Below are 16,216 nucleotides of genomic sequence, written 5' to 3'. Positions count from 1 at the left end.
AATTTACACCAGTGGGAACCGCACAACCGGACGCGGCGTCGCGGGGTAGTCATCGATCACACCTAGGCTCTCCGCCAGCGACTTTGGGGAAGTTCGTCAAACGATGGAGTCATGACGTGAGCAGGACAAGAATTGCAGCCACGGCGATTGGTCTCGCCGCCGCACTGGCGGCCCCGCATGCCCAGGCCCAATCGGCCAGCAGCAGCGAGCAGGAGATCGCGCTCCTGAAGCAGCAGTTGAAAATGCTGGAGCAGAAGCTCGACAAGCTCCAGAGCCAGACCGCAGCGAATACCGCGGCCACGGCGAAGGCCAGGCTTGAGGCGAAAGCTGAGGCGCGGTCCGAAGCGAAGGCCGTCGTCGCCAACGCCAACGCGGCGATCCCGCTCAAGGGACCGGCGCCTGCCTCCGGCGTTGTCGTGACGATGCCGAACAACCGGCCGACCATCTGCACTGCCGATGGGGTAAACTGCGTCGGGATCACAGGTCGCGTGCATTGGGACGTCGGCGGCTACGACTATCGGCCCAACACGGCCGCAACCGTGCCGCAGAAACTCGATAGCGGCGAGAATGTCCGCCGCGCGCGCATCGGTCTCGCCGGCAAGTTCTTCAACGACTGGAATTTCGCGCTGGTCTACGACTTCGGCGGCTCCTCCGATGGGTTTGGCGGCGCAGCTCCGGGTTCGCTGCCCGGCGGCGGCGTCTCCGGCGTCGAGAACGCCTATCTCAGCTATACCGGCCTGAAACCGTTCGGCGGTAAGATGGCCATCGAAGGCGGCATCATGGACCTGCCCTACACTCTCGATGAAGCCACGAGCTCCAACGACATCATGTTCATGGAGCGCGCCTCGGCCGGCATCGTCGCCACCAGCATCGCCGCGGGCGACTTCCGCTCGGCTGTCGGCACGCGCTGGTACAACGACCAGCTCTGGATCGGCGGCTATGTCACGGGGCCCTCGACCGGCGCGATCCATTCGGCGTCGAGCGCAGCACCGAACGGTGCCTCCGAGCAGTATGGCGCCGTCGCCCGCGTTGCGGGCCAGGCCGTCAGCGGCAAGGATTACTCGCTGCATCTTGGCGGCAATGCCGAATGGCTGATCCAGCCGTCGCGCAACATGGTGACGGGTGCGCAGACGGTGACGCTTAACGATCGTCCGGAACTGCGCATCGATCCGACGGCACTGGCCACGACCGGCGCAATCGCCAATGCCTCCGGCGCGCAGGTCTACAGCGTCGAAGCGGCCGCCACCTATGGGCCATTGATCCTGCAAGGCGAGTATTTCTGGTACAACATCGATCGCAGCGCCAATACCGGCCTGCCGCCGCTGGGTGCGCCGAGCCTCAAATTCCAGGGCGGCTACGCGCAGGCCGGTTACGTGCTGACGGGCGAGGGTCGCAGCTACAATGCGGCGAATGCGGCCTATGGCGGCGTCAAGCCGGCGCACCCGTTCTCGCTCGAGGGCGGCGGCTGGGGCGCGTGGGAAGTCGCGGGACGCTTCTCCACGATCGACCTCAACGATCAGCTCGGGACCGCCACCGGCATCGCGGGCGGCCGGCAGACCGTCTACACCGCGGCGCTGAACTGGTACGTCAACGGCAACGTCCGTTTCATGCTGGACTATCTGCATGGCACGGTATCGAGGCAGGCCTCGCCGGTCTCGACCGCCGATGTCGGCTCGAAGTTCGATGCGGTCGCGATGCGGACGCAGTTCGCGTTCTAGGTCTCGCCTGTCGTCCCGGGGGCGCGCAAAAAACGCGAACCCGGGACCCAGCACCTGCAACACTATCGAAGGAGACAAGCCATGAAGGCCGTCGGCTACAAGAAATCGCTTCCGATCGAGGATCAGGACGCGCTGTTCGATTTCGAGACCGCCAAGCCCGAACCCAAGGGCCGTGATATCCGTGTCGCCGTAAAGGCGATCTCGGCCAACCCGGTCGACTACAAGGTGCGCAAGCGCGCCGCTCCGCCCGAGGGCGAGACGAAGATTCTGGGCTATGACGCGGCCGGCGTGGTCGACGCCGTCGGTCCCGACGTCACGCTGTTCAAGCCGGGCGACGAGGTATTTTACGCCGGCTCGATCCTGCGCCAGGGCACCAATTCAGAATTCCACCTTGTCGACGAGCGCATCGTCGGCAACAAGCCGAAGAGCCTGTCGTTCGCGCAGGCCGCGGCTCTTCCCCTCACCTCCATCACCGCCTGGGAGCTGTTGTTCGATCGGCTTGGTGCGGTGCCCGGCAAGATTGTCGATCCGCGCACGCTCTTGATCACCGGCGGCGCCGGCGGTGTCGGCTCGATCCTGATCCAGCTCGCCCGCCGCCTCACCGGGCTGACGGTGGTCGCGACCGCGACGCGGCCGGAGTCGCAAAAATGGTGCCTCGATCTCGGCGCCCATGCGGTGATCGACCACGGCCAACCGATGAAGGAGCAGATCGAGAAGCTCAAGCTGCCGCCGGTCGCGCTGGTGGCGAGCCTCACCTTCACCGACCAGCACTACAAGAGCATTGCCGACTTCATGGCGCCGCAGGGCAAGTTCGGCCTGATCGACGATCCCCCGGAATTCACTGTGAGCGCGTTCAAGGGCAAGGCAATCTCGGTGCATTGGGAATCGATGTTCACGCGCTCCTCGTTCCAGACCGCCGACATGATCGCGCAGCATCATCTGCTCAACGATGTCGCCGACCTCATCGACAAGGGCGTCTTGCGCACGACGCTCGACCAGACCTTTGGCACAATCAGCGCGACCAATCTCAAGCGCGCGCACGCGCTCTTGGAGAGCGGCAAGTCGCGCGGTAAGATCGTGCTGGAGGGGTGGTAGGCCGAAGGCTCAAGAGGGCGCCGCATTCGTCTGAGGCGGACGCGTCGCCCGCTCGATAAAGCCCTTCGCGAGCGCGTGGTAGATCCCTTCCTCGCAGATCATCCGCGATGTGGCATGTGCAATCAGGGCGGCGGCCATCAACGGCACCACCATGGCGTGGTTGTCGGTCATCTCGGTCACGATGACGAAAGCGGTGATCGGCGCCTGCACCACACCGGCAAAATAGGAGACCATGCCGAGCAACATGATCGCACCGAGCGGAGCGTCGTGGAAGAAGGACGCGATATTGCTGCCGAGGCCGGCTCCAACGGCGAGTGACGGCGAAAAAATTCCGCCGGGTATGCCACTGATTGCCGCGAAGGTGGTGGCGAGAAGCTTGAGGATGCCGAAGTCCTGCGGCAGTGGTGCGCCCTGCTCCAGGGCCGTCTTTACCTGCTGGTAGCCTGTGCCATAGATCGTATCGCCGGAGACAATGCCGCAGATCGCGACTGCGAAGCCGCACACGAGCGCAAACCACAAGGGGTGGCCCTTGACCGAACGCCCTAGCGGATGGGCGAAGCCGCGCGCCATCACGATGACGATACGGCTGAAGATGCCGCCAGCCAAACCGCCGACCACGCCGCACACCGGAACCGCCAGCCAGTCGACGCCGGGGGCCAGCGCCGTCGCACTGCTGCCGAAATAGGCGTAGTTGCCCATCAGCGCGAGCGAGGTCAGGCCGGCCGCTATCACCGCCGCGATAATGAGACTGCTGGTGCGCGTCTCGAAAGCACGGCTCATCTCCTCGATGCCGAAGACGATCCCCGCCAGCGGTGTGTTGAAGGCGGCCGCGACGCCGGCGGCCGCGCCGGCCAGGATTAATCCGGGCTGGCGGCGTGGCGAGACGCGGCCGAGCGCGAACATGATGGAAGCGCCGACTTGAACGCTCGGTCCTTCCCGGCCGACGGAGCCGCCGCACAGCAGGCCGAACAAGGTGAGGATCACCTTTCCGATCGCGATTCGGATCGAGACCAGGCTCTCGCGCGCCGCCTGGTCGGTCAGATGCCGCGCAGCGATCGCTTGGGGAATGCCGCTGCCCTGTGCATTCGGGAACAGCCGGATGGTCAGATACGCCGAGAGCATGAAGCCGAGAGGTGTCACCGCGAGCACGGCGTAGCGCGACTTGGCCAACAGCAGCGTGAAGGCGTGCTGGGCGAGATCGGCGAGTTGCGCCAGCGCCACCGCCGCGGCGCCAACCCCGATCCCACCGAGCACGAAGATCGCCCGCCGCTGCCATCGCGCGGATGTCAGCCTGAACAGGCGTTTGTGGCGGGTCGACAGGGGCCAGAGCATAAAATCGAGGTTTAGCCGGTCCCGCCGCGAATTGAAGGGGCTATCGAGCAGACCAGCTAGACTGGAACCACGCCCTCGACGAACATCAACCGTCGCTCCAGCGCCGCCTGCCGCAGCTTCAGCGCTTCGGCATATTCCGCCGACGCGTACCATTCCTGCGCCCGCGCCATCGATGGGAACTCCACGATGATGATGGTCTTGGGCCGCGGGCCGCCCTCCACCACCTCAGTGGCGCCACCACGCACGAGATAGCGGCCGCCATATTGAGCGATGGTTGCCGCGGCCAGCTCGCGATAGGCTTCCATCGTGGCTTGATCGCGCGCCTCGACCTCCGAAATCACATAGGCCGGCATGAGTTGATCCTTTTGTTTTGAGCATGATCTTTTCGGAAAACCGCGTCACACTTTTCCGGATCATGCTCTAGGCAATCGTGTTGACGATGCCGCCCTCCGCGCGCAGCGCCGCACCGTTGGTCGCGGACGCTTCCTTCGAAGCCGCATAAACCACCATGTTGGCGATCTCATCGACGCTGGCGAAGCGCTGGAGCAGCGAGCTTGGGCGATGTTGTTTGACGAAATTGGCCGCGGCCTCATCGACCGACTGGCCGTTCTGCTTGGCAAGATCCTTCACGAACGTCTCGACGCCCTCCGACATTGTCGGGCCCGGCAGCACGGAATTGACGGTGACGCCGGTGCCCCGTGTGAGCTGCGCCAGGCCCCGCGCGACCGAGAGCTGCGCCGTCTTGCTCATGCCGTAGTGGATCATCTCGACGGGAATGTTGAGCCCGGACTCCGAGGAGATGAAGACGATTCGGCCCCAGTTGCGCTTGAGCATGCCTTTCATATACGCACGCGAGAGACGCACGCCGCTCATCACGTTGACCTCGAAAAAGCGGCTCCAGTCCTCGTCCGGAATGTCGAAAAAGTCCCTCGGCTCGAAGATGCCGGCATTGTTGATGAGGATGTCGACGTCTGGCAGCGCCGCGGCCAGCGCCTTGCAGCCCGCCGCGGTCGAGACGTCGGCGGCGATGCCGCGGACCTTTCCGCCCGCCCCTTCCAGCTTGCGCACGGCCGCATCGACCTTGTCCTGGCCGCGTCCGTTGATCACGACGCTCGCACCCGAGCCGGCAAGGCCCTTGGCGATGGCATGGCCGATGCCGGCAGTCGAGCCGGTGACGAGAGCGGTCTTTCCGGATAGGTCGATGTTCATGCGTGATCTCCGTTGATGCTTGCGGAGATATTGGGCGCTGCCGGCACGATAGCAATCGGCACTCACCGACGCGTGAGGAGCGGGACGTAACCAACAGGACGGCCAATAAAAAAGCGGCGCCCGAAGGCGCCGCTTTCTGAAAACTCTCTGCCGGTCGGCTTACGCCGCCTCGGCTTCCTTTTCCTGCACCGGACCGGAATCCAGGCCCTTGGCATCGACATCACGATCGACAAACTCGATCACGGCCATCGGGGCGTTGTCGCCGTAGCGGAAGCCGGCCTTGATGATGCGGGTGTAGCCACCCTGGCGATCCTTGTAGCGGGGCGCGAGCGTGTCGAACAGCTTCCTGACCTGATCCTTGTCACGCATCTCCGAGATGGCCTGACGGCGCATGGCCAGCCCGCCCTTCTTGCCGAGGGTAATCAGCTTCTCGACGATCGGACGCAATTCCTTCGCCTTCGGCAGCGTGGTGACGATCTGCTCGTGCTTGATCAGCGCGGCGCACATGTTGGCGAACATCGCGCGGCGATGCTCAGCGGTGCGGTTGAGCTTGCGATGAACCTTGCCGTGACGCATTTATCTATTCCTTGAATTTCATTCGTCGCGACGGTTCGTCGGACCAGTTGCTCAGGTGGGCTGCCTGCGTTCGCCCGCTAAGGCGCGATGAATTCGCGCCTCAGCCTGTTGTCGCTCGGATCAGTAGTGATCCTCGAAGCGCTTGGCGAGCTCGTCGATGTTCTCCGGCGGCCAGCCCGGCACTTCCATGCCGAGGTGCAGACCCATTTGGGCCAGCACTTCCTTGATCTCGTTCAGAGACTTGCGGCCGAAGTTCGGAGTGCGGAGCATTTCCGCTTCGCTCTTCTGCACGAGGTCGCCGATGTAGACGATGTTGTCGTTCTTCAAGCAATTGGCCGAGCGCACCGACAGCTCGAGCTCGTCCACCTTCTTGAGGAAGGCCGGGTTGAAGGCGAGGTCCGGGATGATCTCCTGGGCGACTTCCTTGCGCGGCTCTTCGAAGTTGACGAACACGTTGAGCTGATCCTGCAGGATGCGCGCCGCGTAGGCCACGGAATCATCCGGCGTCAGTGCGCCGTTGGTCTCGATCGTCATGGTCAGCTTGTCGTAGTCGAGGATCTGGCCCTCGCGGGTGTTCTCGACCTTGTAGGAGACCTTGCGGACCGGCGAGTACAGGCTGTCGACCGGGATCAGGCCGATCGGTGCGTCCTCGGGGCGGTTGCGCTCGGCGGGAACGTAGCCCTTGCCGGTTGCGACCGTGAACTCCATGCGGATCTCGGCGCCCTCATCGAGCGTGCAGATCTGCAGGTCGGGATTGAGCACGACGACGTCGCCCACGGTCTGGATGTCGCCGGCGGTGACGACGCCCGGTCCGGACTTCTTGACGACCATGCGCTTGGGGCCTTCGCCCTGCATCTTGATCGAGATGTCCTTGATGTTGAGCACGATGTCGGTGACGTCCTCACGGACGCCCGCGATCGAGGAGAACTCGTGCAGCACGCCGTCGATGTGCACCGACTGCACTGCCGCGCCCTGGAGCGAGGACAGCAGGATGCGGCGTAGCGCGTTGCCGAGCGTCTGGCCGAAGCCGCGCTCGAGCGGTTCGGCGACGATGGTCGCGAAACGGGTCGGATCGCTGCCGGGCTGTACCTGCAGCTTGTTCGGCCGAATCAGTTCTTGCCAATTTTTCTGGATCGTCACTGTTTCACCCATACAGGCCAGTCAGACTGCTGTTGCAGGCACTGGCGTTGGAGAAAGGCCGCAGATCATTTCCACGGCTTTGCAAAAAATCATCGCGGGCGCCAATGCGCCCGCAATCTGGTATCAAACGCGCCGACGCTTACGGGGACGGCAACCGTTGTGCGGGATCGTGGTCACGTCGCGGATCGAGGTGACGGTGAAGCCCGCGGCCTGCAGCGCCCGGAGCGCCGATTCGCGGCCCGAACCGGGACCGGCGACTTCGACTTCCAGCGTGCGCATGCCGTGCTCCTGCGCCTTCTTCGACACGTCCTCGGCGGCAACCTGTGCGGCATACGGGGTCGACTTGCGCGAGCCCTTGAAGCCCATCGTGCCGGCGGAGGACCAGGCAATCGTGTTGCCCTGCGCGTCGGTGATGGTGATGGTCGTGTTGTTGAACGACGAGTTCACGTGCGCGACGCCGGAGGCGATGTTCTTGCGCTCACGACGACGAACGCGGGTGGCTTCCTTGCCCATAGACTACCTTTCCTGAAGATCTCAACGCCGCCGTAATGCCAGCGGCTACACCTGTGGAACGAAAGGCGCGTGGCGAACGGGTCATCCCCGGGTCGCCACACGCCGTGATTGGATGCGAAAACTTACTTCTTCTTGCCGGCGATGGCCTTGGCCGGACCCTTGCGCGTACGCGCGTTGGTGTGGGTACGCTGGCCACGCACCGGCAGACCGCGACGATGGCGCAGGCCGCGATAGCAGCCGAGGTCCATCAGACGCTTGATGTTGATGCCGACCTCACGACGCAAATCGCCCTCGACCATATAGTCGCGGTCGATCACTTCGCGGATCTGGAGCACTTCGGCGTCGCTGAGCTGATTGACGCGACGATCCACCGGGATCTTCACCTTCTCCAGAATCTCACCGGCGATCTTCTGACCGATGCCATGGATGTACTGGAGCGCGATCAGCACGCGCTTGTTGGTCGGGATGTTCACGCCGGCAATACGGGCCACGGCCTTCTCTCCTGTCGCCAATCCCTCGTCAGGAATCGGGCTTTAAGTGCTTGGTTTCTCGGGCAGGTGTTCACAAACGCGAACACGACGCCCACCCCTGGTCTTCCTGGGGCCCGGCATCGTTTGAAACTATCCGACTTGGATGCGGGGCTTATTAGGGGATTCAGGGGGCTTTCGTCAACCGCTGCTAGCGCTTAGCTCGCCTTTTCGTGACCTTTTTTGCGGCCTTTTTGGCACCTTTCTTGACAGCCTTCCTGGCGGTCTTTTTGGCTGCCTTCTTCTTCCCCGCCTTCTTGGCGGCTTTCTTGACGATTCTCCTGCCTGCCGTCGTAGCCTTCTTGGCCGCCTTCCTGGATTTGGCAGCCTTTTTGGCCGCTTTCGCAGGCTTTTTGGCCGATTTCTTCGCCGCCTTGGCCTTTCTGGCCGGGGCCGCCTTTGTCGCACTCCGGGCGTGCGTCTTGCCATGCGTCTTGGGCTCGACCGCCCCGAGCGCCAGGAGCTGGCGATGGATGGCGCGGGTGACCTCATCGATGGCCATCATGCCGTCGATGGTCGAGAGCTTGCGCCGCTCGGAATAGTAGTGAATCAGCGGTTCCGTCTGGCTGCGGTAGCTGGCGAGTCGCTTGGTCAGGACCTCCGGGGTGTCATCGAGCCGGACCTCTTCCCCGCGCTCGCGCATCTGGGCGACGCGAGTCTCGACGCGATTCAGGAGCGCGCTTTCGTTGACGCGGAGCTCGATCACGGCATCGAGCTTGAGGTGCTTGTGCTTGAGCAGCTCATCCAGCGCCTCGGCCTGCGGCACGGTCCGCGGGAAACCGTCAAGGATGAAACCGTTTTTGGCATCCGGCTGATCGATCCGATCGGAGATGATCCCCACCACGACATCGTCTGGCACGAGACCGCCGCTGGCCATGATCTCCTTAGCCTTGAGCCCGACCGGCGTTCCGGCCGCCACCGCTGCACGCAACATCTCGCCGGTCGAGAGCTGGACGATGCCATAGCGCTGCACCAGCAGCTGCGCCTGGGTGCCCTTGCCCGATCCCGGTGGCCCCAGAAGTATAATTCTCATCGGCGTACGCCCCCCGATTGGTGCGCGATACGTCGCGCGCCCGTGTTTTGAAGTCCAGTTACAGTGCAAATCATAATCAGCGCCGCACCGCTACCCATATCATAGGGGAGCAAATGGCCGGACGCCAAGAAGCCTTTGAGATCAATGCTTGCACGACAGGAAGAGCGACTCTGCCGAGGCGACCGAATGGCCGGCTCGCCGTCCGCGCGCATTGCACGCGCGGCGAATCGGCGGCGCAATCGCGCCGCCCGAGGGACGCCGCGCTTAACGGCGGCGGCCGCGCAGCTTCGACTTCCGGATCAGGCCTTCGTACTGATGTGCCAGGAGATAGCCCTGCACCTGCGCCACCGTATCCATGGTGACGCTGACGACGATCAGCAGCGAAGTGCCGCCAAAGTAGAACGGCACCGACGCGTAGGAGATCAGGATTTCCGGAATCAAGCAGACGATCGCCAGATACACCGCGCCGAGCACGGTGATCCGCGACAGCACGTAGTCGATATATTCCGCGGTACGCTCGCCGGGGCGGATACCCGGAATGAAGCCGCCGTGCTTCTTCAGATTGTCCGCGGTCTCGGTCGGATTGAACACGATCGCGGTGTAGAAGAAGGCGAAGAACACGATCAGCGCCAGATACATGATCAGGAACAGCGGACGGCCGTGGCCGAGCTGGGTGTTGATCCACTGGAACCATTCCGGCCCGCTGCCCGCGTTGAAGTTCGCAACCGTGGTCGGCAGCAGCAACAGCGAGGACGCGAAGATCGGCGGGATCACGCCCGAGGTGTTGAGCTTGAGCGGCAGATGCGAGGACTGCCCCTCGAACATCTTGTTGCCGACCTGGCGCTTCGGATACTGGATCAAGAGCCGGCGCTGGGCGCGCTCCACGAACACGATGAAGGCGATCACGGCCACCGCCATGATGATGACCACCAGAATCAGGCCGGTCGACATCGCACCCTGACGGCCGAGCTCGAGCATGTTGGCGAGCGCCGCGGGCAGCTCGGCGACGATGCCGGAGAGAATGATCAGGGAGATGCCGTTGCCGATGCCGCGCGACGTGATCTGCTCGCCCAGCCACATCAGGAACATGGTGCCGCCGGTCAGCGTGATCGCCGTGGACAGGCGGAAGAACATGCCGGGGTCGCTGACGACGTTGCCGGCGCCTTCGAGGCCCACCGCAATGCCGTAGGACTGGAACGCGGCCAGGATCACCGTGAGATAACGGGTGTACTGGTTGAGCAGCTTGCGGCCGGACTCGCCTTCCTTCTTCAGCGCCTCGAGCTGCGGCGAGACGGTGGTCAGGAGCTGGATGATGATGGACGCCGAGATGTACGGCATGATGTTCAGCGCAAAGATCGCCATGCGGTGAATGCCGCCGCCGGCGAACATGTTGAACATGCCGAGGATGCCGCCCGCCTGGGAGCGGAACACCTGCTCCCAGATGTTGGGATCGATGCCGGGCAACGGGATGTAGGTCCCGAGCCGATAAACGAGCAGCGCGCCCAGGGTGAACCAGATGCGCTTCTTCAGTTCGTCGGCCTTGGCAAACGCACCGAAATTGAGATTGGCTGCCAGTTGTTCCGCTGCAGAGGCCATCTTGGACTTTCTCCCGCCGCTTATTGCGCCGTTATGCCCGCGGCCGGGCTACATTATACCGGACACCGGACATTATCTGGGGCTACGGCTTCGATAAGTCCATCGTCCCGCGTGCGTAAAGGCCCGCGAGCCGCGGGCCGATGACGCAGTTGTTACGCCGCCTCGCCTTCTTCCTTGGCAGGCGCGAGGATCTTCACCGAGCCGCCGGCCTTCTCGACTGCCGCGATCGCGGTCTTCGAGGCGCCGTGCACTTCGATGTTGAGCTTGGCCTTGAACTCGCCGCGGCCGAGCAGCCGCAGGCCACCCTTGGCGCGGCGCAGCACGCCGGCCTTGACCAGGGATTCGACGTTCACGACGCTGCCGGCGTCGATCTTCTTGGCATCGACCGCATCCTGGAGCCGGTCGAGATTGATCTCGGCGAACTCCACGCGGAAGATGTTGTTGAAGCCGCGCTTGGGCAGACGGCGATGCAAGGGCATCTGGCCGCCTTCGAAACCCTTGATGCGCACGCCCGAACGCGCGGTCTGGCCCTTGCCACCGCGGCCGGCCTGCTTGCCCTTGCCCGAACCAATGCCGCGGCCGACGCGCATACGCTTCTTGCGCGAGCCGGCATTGTCGGCGATATCGCTGAGCTTCATCGCCCTGCTCCTTGTTTCTTGCGCATGACCTTCACCGAAAACGGGTCCCGCTTCGGGATCGTGCGCCTTTGCTTACTTCTCGTCGACAATGCGAACGAGATGGTGAACTTTCAAGATCATGCCGCGGACCGCCGGGGTGTCCGGCAGTTCGCTGATGCGGCCGATCTTGTTGAGCTTGAGCCCGATCAGCGTCGAACGCTGCGAGTGATGGCGGCGGATCGCGCTGCCGGTCTGCTCGAGCTTGATCGTCTTTGCGGTCGTAACGGCACTCTTGGCCATAGGCGTCTACTCCGAAAAGCTTCCGTTATTCGGCAACCGCCTCGGCGTCACCACCGATACGGCGGGACTGGAGGGTGGACACCTTGATGTTGCGGCGGGCAGCGACCGAGCGCGGCGAATCCTGATGCTTCAGCGCATCGAAGGTCGCGCGAACCATGTTGTACGGGTTCGACGAGCCGATCGACTTCGCAACCACGTCCTGGACGCCGAGCGTCTCGAACACGGCGCGCATCGGACCGCCGGCGATGATGCCGGTACCGGCCGGAGCTGCGCGCAGGTAAACACGGCCCGCGCCATGACGGCCGGCGATGTCGTGATGCAGCGTGCGGCCCTCGCGCAACGACACGCGGGTCAGGTTGCGCTTGGCGGATTCGGTTGCCTTGCGGATCGCCTCGGGCACTTCGCGCGCCTTGCCGTGACCGAAGCCGGCGCGGCCCTTCTGGTCGCCGATCACGACCAGCGCTGCGAAACCGAAGCGCTTGCCGCCCTTGACGACCTTGGCGACGCGATTGATGTGGACGAGCTTGTCAACGAACTCGCTGTCGCGCTCTTCCCTGCGTTCACGTCCGCCGCCGCGTTGATCGCGTCCACCACGTTGTTCGCGTTCTGCCATGGTTTTTCCAGTCCTTCAGAGGCTTACGCCTCAATCCTCAAATTCTGTTAGAAGCTCAGCCCGCTTTCACGCGCCGCGTCGGCAAGAGCCTTGACGCGCCCGTGATAGAGATAGCTGCCGCGATCGAACACGACTTCCTTGACACCCTTCTCGGCGGCGCGCTCGGCCAGCAGCTTGCCGACCGCCTTCGCCGCATCGATGTCGGCGCCGGTCCTGCCGCCATCGCGCATCGACTTCTCGAGCGACGAGGCAGAGGCCAGCGTTTCGCCCTTCAGGTCGTCGATGACCTGGGCGTAGATGTGCTTGGACGAGCGGAACACCGACAGGCGCGGACGGCCGCCACCCGAGCGGCGCAGCTTCAGACGTACACTGCGCTTGCGCCGGGCATTCGTAACCTTGGCTTTCGACATGACCGGCTCCGTTACTTCTTCTTGCCTTCCTTGCGGAAGATGAACTCGCCAACATACTTCACGCCCTTGCCCTTGTAGGGCTCCGGCGGACGATAGGAGCGAATCTCGGCGGCGACCTGGCCGACGCGCTGAATGTCGCTGCCCGTCACCGTGATCTCGGTCGGCTTCGGCACGGTGATCGTGATCCCTTCCGGGATCGCGTAGACCACATCGTGGCTGTAGCCGAGCGCGAGCTGCAGGTTCTTGCCCTGCAGCGCCGCGCGGTAACCGACGCCGGTGATTTCGAGCTTCTTCTCGAAACCCTTGGTGACACCCTCGACCAGATTCGCGACCTGGGCGCGAGCGGTCCCGTACAGGGCCCGCGCGCGGTTGGTCTCAACCCGCGGGTTCACCTTGACCTGGCCGTTGTCGAGCTTCACCTCGACGTCGTTATGGACGACGAACTGAAGCTGGCCCTTCGGCCCCTTCATCTTGACGGTCTGCCCGTCGACGGTCGCGGTCACACCCGACGGCACCGCTACCGGTCTTTTGCCAACACGTGACATGGATCAAAAATCCTTCTCAGAACACCGTGAAGAGAACTTCGCCGCCCACGTTCGCTTCACGCGCACTGTGGTCAGCCATGATTCCCTTCGGCGTCGACAACACCGAAATGCCGAGTCCGTTATTGACCCGCGGCAGGTTCTTCACCGAGGCGTACACGCGACGTCCGGGCTTGGAGACACGCTCGATCTCACGGATAACGGGCTCGCCGTCGAAATACTTCAGCTCGATCTCGATCTCGCTGCGGCCCGAGGAATGCTCGAGCGTCGCGTAACCGCGGATGTAGCCTTCGCTCTTCAGCACCTCGAGCACGTTCTCGCGCATCTTCGAGCCAGGCGTGGAGACCTTGTTCTTGGAGCGCATCTGCGCGTTACGGATGCGGGTGATCAGATCGCTGATTGGATCGTGCGTAGACATCTAAACGACCCTCCTTACCAGCTGGACTTCACGAGGCCCGGGACCATGCCCTTGGAGCCAAGGTCCCGCATTGCGATGCGGGACAGTTTGGTCAAGCGATAGTTCGAGCGCGAACGGCCCGACAGCTCGCAACGCAGACGGATGCGGGTCGCCGACGAGTTGCGCGGCATTTCCGCCAGCTTCAGGGTCGCAGCGAACCGCTCCTCCATCGGCAACGTCTTGTCGGCGATGATCGCCTTCAACCGCTCGCGCTTCGGGGCGGCGTTCTTCGTCATCCGCTTGCGCCGGTTGTTCTTCTCGATTGAACTCTTCTTTGCCATGCTTGGCTCCTGGGTATCCGCGTTTGAGAGGCTTTAGGTCAGCGTCTCACTGCCGGAACGGGAAATTGAATGCGGTCAACAAGGCCCTCGCCTCGTCGTCGGTCTTGGCCGTGGTGCAGACGGTGATGTCCATACCGCGGGATTCCGTGACCTTGTCGAAGTCGATCTCGGGGAAAATGATGTGTTCCTTGAGGCCGAGCGAGTAGTTGCCGCGGCCATCGAAGCTCTTCGGGTTCAAGCCGCGGAAGTCGCGGACGCGGGGCAGCGCGACCGTCACCAGACGATCGATGAACTCGTACATACGGGCCTTGCGCAGCGTGACCTTGCAGCCGATCGGCTGGTTCTCACGCAACTTGAAGGTCGCGATCGCGATCCGCGAATAGGTCACGATCGCCTTCTGGCCGGCGATCTGGGTCAATTCCGCAGCGGCGTTCTCGGCCTTCTTGCGGTCGTTGACGGAATCGCCAACGCCCATGTTCAGCACGACCTTGTCCAGGCGCGGAACCTGCATGACGTTCTCATAACCGAACTTCTCGGTCATTTCCGTCCGGATCTTCGCGTCGTATTCCGCGCGCAGGCGCGGTGTGTAAGCGGCCTCAGCCATCGATCTCAGCTCCCGAGCTCTTGGCGATGCGGACCTTCTTGCCGTCCGCCAGAATCTTGAATCCGACGCGGGTCGGCTTCCCGTCCTTGCCGACATACGCGATGTTGGACAGTTGGATCGGCGACTCTTTCGAGATGATGCCGCCCTCCTGGGCCTGCGTCTGCTTCTGGTGACGCTTGACCATGTTGATGCCGCGCACCAGCGCCGTACCGGCGTCGGGACGCACTTCGAACACCTCGCCGGTGCGGCCCTTGTCGCGGCCGGTCAGCACGACGACCTTGTCGCCCTTGCGGATCTTCGCAGCCATCACAGCACCTCCGGCGCGAGCGAGATGATCTTCATGTGGTTCTTGGCGCGCAGCTCGCGCGGCACGGGCCCGAAGATACGGGTACCGACCGGCTCGGACTGATTGTTGATCAGAACGGCGGCGTTGCGGTCGAAGCGGATGACCGAACCGTCGGCGCGGCGAATGTCCTTGCGGACGCGCACCACGACGGCCTTCATCACGTCGCCCTTCTTCACCTTGCCGCGCGGAATAGCTTCCTTGATCGAGACAACGATGATGTCGCCGATCGTGGCGTAGCGGCGCTTGGAGCCCCCGAGCACCTTGATACACATGACACGGCGTGCGCCAGAATTATCGGCCACGTCGAGGTTGGTCTGCATCTGAATCATTGATGCACCTCGTCCTCTTCTCTTTGCGCCAGCCCAGCCGGCGCTCAACATTAACCTGAAGTCAGTCGGCTAAAGCCAACAGATCAGGCGCTTTTCTTGTGTTCGCCCCGGATCACGACCCAGCGCTTCAACTTCGAAATCGGCTTCGATTCCTCGATCCACACCATGTCGCCCGGCTTGAACTCGTTGCTCTCGTCGTGCGCGTGGTAGTTCTTCGAACGGCGGATCGTCTTCTTGTAGATCGGGTGCGTAAAGCGGCGATCGACGCGCACCACGATGGTCTTGGCTTGCTTGTCGCTGACGACCACGCCCTGCAAAGTACGTTTCGGCATCTTCGTAAGCCTCTTACTTCTTCTTCGCGCGCGTCTGCGCGGCGACGGTCTTGATCCGGGCGATGTCACGGCGGGCTTCGCGCAGGCGCGAGGTGTTCTCGAGCTGCCCGGTGGCGCGCTGGAAGCGCAGGTTGAAGCGCTCCTTCTTCAGGTTCAGGATGGCGTCGTCCTGCTGATCGGGGCTCAACGCGCGGATGTCTTCGATTTTCATCTGGGCCATGGCCATTACTCCGCAATGCGCTCGACGAAGCGCGTCTTGATCGGCAGCTTGGCTGCCGCCAGGGTCAGCGCTTCACGCGCCGTCTGGGTGTTGACGCCGTCGATCTCGAACAGCACCCGGCCCGGCTTGACGCGCGCGACCCACAATTCCGGCGCGCCCTTGCCGGAACCCATGCGGACTTCGGCAGGCTTCTTCGACACGGGAACGTCGGGGAATATGCGGATCCAGACGCGGCCGGCGCGCTTCATGTGGCGGGTCAGCGCGCGGCGAGCGGCTTCGATCTGGCGCGCGGTGACGCGCTCAGGCTCGGTCGCCTTCAGACCGAACTGGCCGAACGCCAACGTCGCGCCCGAAGACGCAACGCCGTGGATACGGCCCTTATGCGCCTTCCGGAACTTCGTTTTCTTAGGTTGCATCATGGCTTCA

General features: G+C 63.4%; 24 protein-coding genes. 2 read left to right on the top strand and 22 right to left on the bottom strand.

From position 1 onward, the window contains the following. The first annotated feature begins 116 nt into the window (after nucleotides 1–116). The gene (locus tag RX329_RS19125; RefSeq protein WP_085360811.1) at nucleotides 117–1,718 is read left to right on the top strand and encodes an OprO/OprP family phosphate-selective porin; all 1,602 of its coding nucleotides are present in this window, start codon (nucleotides 117–119) and stop codon (nucleotides 1,716–1,718) included. Between the two features lie 81 nt (nucleotides 1,719–1,799). Further along, nucleotides 1,800–2,813 carry a zinc-binding alcohol dehydrogenase family protein gene (locus RX329_RS19120; RefSeq protein WP_085360809.1) on the top strand — a complete coding sequence of 338 codons (1,014 nt, stop codon included), beginning with the start codon at nucleotides 1,800–1,802 and terminating at the stop codon, nucleotides 2,811–2,813. 9 nt (nucleotides 2,814–2,822) lie between these two features. Here RX329_RS19120 and RX329_RS19115 read toward each other — a convergent pair whose 3' ends face one another. The 22 genes from RX329_RS19115 to rplP form a co-directional block, all read right to left on the bottom strand. Then, nucleotides 2,823–4,145, bottom strand: a complete 1,323-nt coding sequence (locus tag RX329_RS19115; RefSeq protein WP_085351288.1) for a chloride channel protein — start codon at nucleotides 4,143–4,145, stop codon at nucleotides 2,823–2,825. A 56-nt stretch (nucleotides 4,146–4,201) separates the two neighbouring features. Then, nucleotides 4,202–4,498, bottom strand: a complete 297-nt coding sequence (locus tag RX329_RS19110; protein ID WP_085351287.1) for a DUF1330 domain-containing protein — start codon at nucleotides 4,496–4,498, stop codon at nucleotides 4,202–4,204. A gap of 67 nt (nucleotides 4,499–4,565) precedes the next feature. Next, on the bottom strand, nucleotides 4,566–5,354 hold the full coding sequence (locus tag RX329_RS19105; RefSeq protein WP_085351286.1) for an SDR family NAD(P)-dependent oxidoreductase: 789 nt from the start codon (nucleotides 5,352–5,354) through the stop codon (nucleotides 4,566–4,568). Between the two features lie 159 nt (nucleotides 5,355–5,513). Further along, nucleotides 5,514–5,930, bottom strand: coding sequence for a 50S ribosomal protein L17 (rplQ, locus tag RX329_RS19100; RefSeq protein WP_018456461.1), 417 nt, complete (start codon nucleotides 5,928–5,930; stop codon nucleotides 5,514–5,516). A 120-nt stretch (nucleotides 5,931–6,050) separates the two neighbouring features. After that, nucleotides 6,051–7,082: a DNA-directed RNA polymerase subunit alpha gene (locus RX329_RS19095; protein WP_007603046.1), complete on the bottom strand. Its 1,032-nt coding sequence runs from the start codon at nucleotides 7,080–7,082 to the stop codon at nucleotides 6,051–6,053. 111 nt (nucleotides 7,083–7,193) lie between these two features. Then, the gene (gene rpsK, locus RX329_RS19090; RefSeq protein WP_007603045.1) at nucleotides 7,194–7,583 is read right to left on the bottom strand and encodes a 30S ribosomal protein S11; all 390 of its coding nucleotides are present in this window, start codon (nucleotides 7,581–7,583) and stop codon (nucleotides 7,194–7,196) included. 122 nt (nucleotides 7,584–7,705) lie between these two features. Then, nucleotides 7,706–8,074 carry a 30S ribosomal protein S13 gene (rpsM, locus tag RX329_RS19085; RefSeq protein WP_018456460.1) on the bottom strand — a complete coding sequence of 123 codons (369 nt, stop codon included), beginning with the start codon at nucleotides 8,072–8,074 and terminating at the stop codon, nucleotides 7,706–7,708. Nucleotides 8,075–8,261: 187 nt separating this feature from the next. Then, nucleotides 8,262–9,143 (bottom strand): adenylate kinase, encoded by an 882-nt coding sequence (locus RX329_RS19080; protein ID WP_085351285.1) that lies wholly within the window; start codon nucleotides 9,141–9,143, stop codon nucleotides 8,262–8,264. 264 nt (nucleotides 9,144–9,407) lie between these two features. Continuing rightward, nucleotides 9,408–10,739: a preprotein translocase subunit SecY gene (gene secY, locus RX329_RS19075; RefSeq protein ID WP_007611601.1), complete on the bottom strand. Its 1,332-nt coding sequence runs from the start codon at nucleotides 10,737–10,739 to the stop codon at nucleotides 9,408–9,410. Nucleotides 10,740–10,891: 152 nt separating this feature from the next. Continuing rightward, nucleotides 10,892–11,377, bottom strand: coding sequence for a 50S ribosomal protein L15 (gene rplO, locus RX329_RS19070; protein ID WP_027518586.1), 486 nt, complete (start codon nucleotides 11,375–11,377; stop codon nucleotides 10,892–10,894). Nucleotides 11,378–11,449: 72 nt separating this feature from the next. Further along, nucleotides 11,450–11,656 carry a 50S ribosomal protein L30 gene (gene rpmD / locus RX329_RS19065; protein ID WP_018456457.1) on the bottom strand — a complete coding sequence of 69 codons (207 nt, stop codon included), beginning with the start codon at nucleotides 11,654–11,656 and terminating at the stop codon, nucleotides 11,450–11,452. Between the two features lie 25 nt (nucleotides 11,657–11,681). Next, complete coding sequence (gene rpsE / locus RX329_RS19060) at nucleotides 11,682–12,269, bottom strand: 30S ribosomal protein S5 (RefSeq protein WP_007603037.1); 588 nt, start codon at nucleotides 12,267–12,269, stop codon at nucleotides 11,682–11,684. Nucleotides 12,270–12,316: 47 nt separating this feature from the next. Continuing rightward, nucleotides 12,317–12,679, bottom strand: coding sequence for a 50S ribosomal protein L18 (rplR, locus tag RX329_RS19055; RefSeq protein WP_085395578.1), 363 nt, complete (start codon nucleotides 12,677–12,679; stop codon nucleotides 12,317–12,319). 11 nt (nucleotides 12,680–12,690) lie between these two features. Then, a complete protein-coding gene (gene rplF / locus RX329_RS19050; RefSeq protein ID WP_007603035.1) occupies nucleotides 12,691–13,224 on the bottom strand; it encodes a 50S ribosomal protein L6 in 534 nt (177 codons plus the stop codon). A gap of 16 nt (nucleotides 13,225–13,240) precedes the next feature. After that, nucleotides 13,241–13,639, bottom strand: coding sequence for a 30S ribosomal protein S8 (gene rpsH / locus RX329_RS19045; protein ID WP_007603034.1), 399 nt, complete (start codon nucleotides 13,637–13,639; stop codon nucleotides 13,241–13,243). A gap of 14 nt (nucleotides 13,640–13,653) precedes the next feature. After that, the gene (rpsN, locus tag RX329_RS19040; RefSeq protein WP_007611604.1) at nucleotides 13,654–13,959 is read right to left on the bottom strand and encodes a 30S ribosomal protein S14; all 306 of its coding nucleotides are present in this window, start codon (nucleotides 13,957–13,959) and stop codon (nucleotides 13,654–13,656) included. Nucleotides 13,960–14,005: 46 nt separating this feature from the next. Further along, nucleotides 14,006–14,563, bottom strand: a complete 558-nt coding sequence (rplE, locus tag RX329_RS19035) for a 50S ribosomal protein L5 (RefSeq protein ID WP_007603032.1) — start codon at nucleotides 14,561–14,563, stop codon at nucleotides 14,006–14,008. Further along, on the bottom strand, nucleotides 14,556–14,870 hold the full coding sequence (gene rplX / locus RX329_RS19030) for a 50S ribosomal protein L24 (RefSeq protein WP_007603031.1): 315 nt from the start codon (nucleotides 14,868–14,870) through the stop codon (nucleotides 14,556–14,558). Before rplX ends, rplE begins: the two co-directional genes overlap by 8 nt. Continuing rightward, a complete protein-coding gene (gene rplN, locus RX329_RS19025) occupies nucleotides 14,870–15,238 on the bottom strand; it encodes a 50S ribosomal protein L14 (RefSeq protein ID WP_007603030.1) in 369 nt (122 codons plus the stop codon). Before rplN ends, rplX begins: the two co-directional genes overlap by 1 nt. An 83-nt stretch (nucleotides 15,239–15,321) precedes the next feature. Continuing rightward, entirely contained in the window at nucleotides 15,322–15,570 is a 249-nt protein-coding gene (gene rpsQ / locus RX329_RS19020) for a 30S ribosomal protein S17 (RefSeq protein WP_007603028.1), read from the bottom strand. Nucleotides 15,571–15,583: 13 nt separating this feature from the next. Then, nucleotides 15,584–15,790 (bottom strand): 50S ribosomal protein L29, encoded by a 207-nt coding sequence (gene rpmC / locus RX329_RS19015; RefSeq protein WP_007603026.1) that lies wholly within the window; start codon nucleotides 15,788–15,790, stop codon nucleotides 15,584–15,586. Between the two features lie 5 nt (nucleotides 15,791–15,795). Then, nucleotides 15,796–16,209 carry a 50S ribosomal protein L16 gene (gene rplP, locus RX329_RS19010; RefSeq protein ID WP_007603024.1) on the bottom strand — a complete coding sequence of 138 codons (414 nt, stop codon included), beginning with the start codon at nucleotides 16,207–16,209 and terminating at the stop codon, nucleotides 15,796–15,798. Nucleotides 16,210–16,216: the final 7 nt, after the last annotated feature.

Origin of the sequence: Bradyrhizobium sp. BWC-3-1, from assembly GCF_032917965.1 — a bacterium.
Taxonomy (GTDB): domain Bacteria; phylum Pseudomonadota; class Alphaproteobacteria; order Rhizobiales; family Xanthobacteraceae; genus Bradyrhizobium; species Bradyrhizobium canariense_D.
The sequence above is the reverse complement of the archived record's forward strand: the minus strand, read 5'-3'. Positions and strand labels throughout refer to the sequence as shown.